Origin of the sequence: Paraburkholderia sp. SIMBA_027 (genome assembly GCF_046535315.1) — a bacterium.
In the GTDB taxonomy this organism is placed as follows: domain Bacteria; phylum Pseudomonadota; class Gammaproteobacteria; order Burkholderiales; family Burkholderiaceae; genus Paraburkholderia; species Paraburkholderia tropica.
Map to the genome: position 1 here is coordinate 1 of NZ_JAWRWY010000417.1, position 278 is coordinate 278.

Sequence of the window (278 nt, forward strand, 5' to 3'; positions counted from 1 at the left end):
GCCGCTTCGCCAGACCGTCGATGCGCATGAAAGCTTCCTGACGCATCTGAAGGCCACCCAGCAGCTGGTGTTCCAGGCTTTCGAAAACCAGGGCTATACCTACGGCACACTGGTCCGGAAGCTCGGCGTCAAGCGTGACGCACGCCGCCTGCCGCTCACTGAAATCCAGTTCAACCTGGAACGTGTTGCCGGCGGCGAGAGCTTCGGCGATCTGAAGGCGCAGATGGCGCCGAATGCCAAGGCCTTCTCCAACTTCGACCTGTTCTTCAACATGATCG

At 60.1% G+C, this 278-nt stretch carries 1 protein-coding gene; it reads left to right on the plus strand.

Annotated features, from left to right (window positions below; genetic code table 11):
• Window positions 1–278: condensation domain-containing protein (locus tag SB764_RS39640; RefSeq protein ID WP_410866702.1), on the plus strand; the 278-nt coding region annotated here is incomplete at both ends.